Here is a 3,071-nt window from a genome sequence, read left to right on the forward strand (position 1 = left end):
CGCCACCACCGCCTTCTTCACCGCCGCCACCGCCCATGCCTTCGCGGCCGCCGAGCAGCTGCAGTTCGGTGGCGATGATGTCCACCGTGTTCTTCTCCACGCCGGACTGGTCGGTGTACTTGCCGTACTTGAGGCGGCCTTCGACGTAGATCGGGCGGCCTTTCTTCACGTACTCGCCGGCGATTTCGGCCAGGCGGTCGTAGAAGGTGACGCGGTGCCACTGGGTGTCTTCGATCATCTCGCCGCTGTTCTTGTCCTTGCGGCGGCTGGAGGTCGCCACGCTGACGTTGGCCACGGCCTGGCCGGATGGCAGGTAGCGGATTTCGGGATCGCGGCCGCAGTTGCCGACGAGGATGACTTTGTTGACGGATGCCATGGTGGTGATGTCCTGAAGAGAGGGCGGGCCCGGGCGCGGCCGGGACGCGGCCTGACATTGTGCCGCAAGTGCCGGCGCGCCGGCCCGTATCGGTCGATACACTGGCCCCCCATGAAAGGCGAACCGGACTTCCTGCAGAACCTGCGCGACGAAATGGGCGGGGGGCGTCAATGGCTGGACCGCGCAGTGGTGATCGTCTATGCCGTGCTGGCGGGCCTCGCGGTGGTGGCGTTCACCTTGCTGGCCGAGGCGGCCTTTGCCTTGTACAGCGGCTTGCGCAGCGGCTGGTGGTGGGCGCCGCTGGTGTGGACGCCCGCGCTCACGGCGCTGGTGGTCTGGGCCATCCGCCGCTGGGCCCCCGGGGCGGCCGGCTCCGGTGTGCCGCAGGTGCTGACCGCGCTGGACCCGGCCACGCCCTTGCGCGAGCGCTCGCGCTTCGTCTCGCTGCGGCTGAGCCTGGTCAAGATGGTGGCGGTGTCTGGCGGTGTGCTGGCCGGGCTGTCGATCGGCCGTCAGGGCCCGTCGGTGCAGGTCGCCGCCGGGGTCATGCTGCACGCGCGCCGCTGGCTGTCGCCGAATTCGGGCATCACCCACCGCGAACTGCTGGTGGCTGGCGGCGCGGCCGGCATCGCCGCGGCCTTCAACACGCCGCTGGGCGGCATCGTGTTCGCCATCGAAGAGCTGTCCCGGCGCCTGCAGGACCGCAACAGCGGCCTGATGCTGGCGGCCATCGTGATCGCCGGCCTGGTGGCGGTCTCGGCGTTCGGCAACCTGTCGTACTTCGGGCGGGTGCGGGCCGAGGCCCTGTCGTGGAGCCTGTTCCTGCCTGGCGCGCTGGTGGCCGTGGGCTGCGGGCTGCTGGGCGGGTTGATGTCGCGCCTGATGCTGGCCTCGTTCATCGGCCTGCCCGACCGCTTCTGCGCCTACCGGCGCAAGCGCCCGGTCACGTTCGCGGCGATCTGCGGCTTCGCGGTGGCGGTGATCGCCGTGATCAGCGACGGCACGGCCGTGGGCGGGGGCCACGAACACACCAAGGTGATGCTGGAACAGGTCGGCACACCGGGCGCGTCGCACCAGCCGCTGGTGTTCACGGGCCTGAAGTTCGTGGCCTCGTGGCTGTCGTCGTGGGCGGGTGTGCCCGGCGGGCTGTTCGGGCCCAGCCTGTCGATCGGCGCCGGTGTGGGCGCGGACGTGGCCTGGCTGCTCGATTCTCCGCACGGCGCGGCCCTGATCGCGCTGGGCATGTGCGGTTTCCTGGCGGCCGTGACGCAGACCCCGATCACCGCCATGATCATCGTGATGGAGATGACCGATGGCCACAGCATGGTGCTCAGCCTGATGGCTTGCGCGCTGCTGGCCAGCCTGATCTCGCGCATGATCAGCCGGCCGCTCTACAGCACCATGTCGCAGCTGATGATGCGCTCGATGCGCGATGGTGTGGCGGCTGCGCCGCCGCCGCCCGGCGAGGGTTCAGCGCCGGGCCGCTGAGGGCGGCGGCGCCTGCATCGGCCAGGCCACCACCAGCCACACCAGCATGGTCACGGCACAGACCGCGAACAGGCCTGGCGCGCCGTGCGCGCGCGCCAGCCAGCCGCCCACCGCGCCGCCGACGAAGAAGCCGACGGACTGCAGGGTGTTGTAGACGCCCAGCGCCGCCCCCCGGGCGTGCGCGGGCGCCAGTTTGGACACCAGGCTGGGCTGGCTGGCTTCCAGCGTGTTGAAGCCGATGAAGAACACGAACAGCAGCCCGCCCAGGGTCCACAGGCCGGGTGAGGCGTCGGCCAGGGCCCACAACGCGAGCTGCACCGCGCCGATCAGGGCGATGGCGATCAGGAAGGCCGCGCGCAGCCGGCCCCGGCGCTCCATGGGAAAGAGCACGCCGCCCATCACCAGCAGGGACGCCACCACGGCGGGCAGGTAGACCTGGGCATGGTCCGCCTTGGGCAGGCCGGCGGCCACCAGCAGGGCCGGCACCGCCATCCACATCGCCAGCTGCACCGCGTGCAGCACGAACACGCCCAGGTTCAGGCGCAGCAGGCCCCGGTGGCGCAGCACCTCGGCCAGGCCGGCGCGCAACTGCTGCAGGTCGGAGGGCCGGTGTTCGCGCGGTTCGGGCGGTGCCACCCAGATCACCACGGCGATGGCCAGCAGCGCCAGCGCGCCGGTGAGGGCAAAGATGCCCGAGAGGCCGACCCAGGCCGCCAGCGCGGGCGCCAGCACCAGGGAGAGCGCGAACATCAGCGCGATGCTGGCCCCCACCATGGCCATGGCCTTGGTGCGCACGCTGTCGCGCGTGACGTCGGCCAGGAAGGCCGTCACGGCGGCGGAGATGGCGCCCGCGCCCTGCACCGCGCGGCCGATGGCCAGCCAGGTGAGGTCGGGCGCCCAGGCGGCGATGCCGCTGCCCAGGGCAAACAGCAGCAGGCCGGCCACGATCACGGGTTTGCGGCCGAAGCGGTCGGACGCCAGGCCCAGGGGAATCTGCAGAAAGGCCTGCGTCAGCCCGTACAGGCCCATGGCGAAGCCCACCCGGGCCGCGTCCTCGCCGCCGGGCAGGCGCGCGGCTTCCAGCGCGAACACCGGCAGCACGATGAACAGGCCCAACATGCGCAGCGCGAACACCAGGGCCAGGGAGGCGCTGGCGCGGCGCTCGGCGGGGGTCATGCGGGCGGCGTCGGGCGGCGTGGTGGCCGCG

Annotated in this window: 3 protein-coding genes; 1 reads left to right on the forward strand and 2 read right to left on the reverse strand. The window is 71.9% G+C overall.

Going from position 1 to position 3,071, the window contains the following annotated elements; all coding sequences use genetic code 11:
- Positions 1-376: single-stranded DNA-binding protein (gene ssb, locus AC3WPZ_RS27785; RefSeq protein ID WP_492442578.1), on the reverse strand; the 376-nt coding region annotated here is incomplete at its 3' end.
- Positions 377-487: 111 nt separating this feature from the next.
- On the opposite strand from ssb, the gene AC3WPZ_RS27790 reads away from it, so the two are divergent.
- Positions 488-1,864: a chloride channel protein gene (locus tag AC3WPZ_RS27790; protein ID WP_492442580.1), complete on the forward strand. Its 1,377-nt coding sequence runs from the start codon at positions 488-490 to the stop codon at positions 1,862-1,864.
- Here AC3WPZ_RS27790 and AC3WPZ_RS27795 read toward each other — a convergent pair.
- Positions 1,847-3,071: MFS transporter (locus AC3WPZ_RS27795; protein ID WP_492442582.1), on the reverse strand; the 1,225-nt coding region annotated here is incomplete at its 5' end. The genes AC3WPZ_RS27790 and AC3WPZ_RS27795 overlap by 18 nt on opposite strands.

The sequence above is a fragment of the Hydrogenophaga sp. FW305-3-2-15-A-LB1 genome (genome assembly GCF_058787875.1).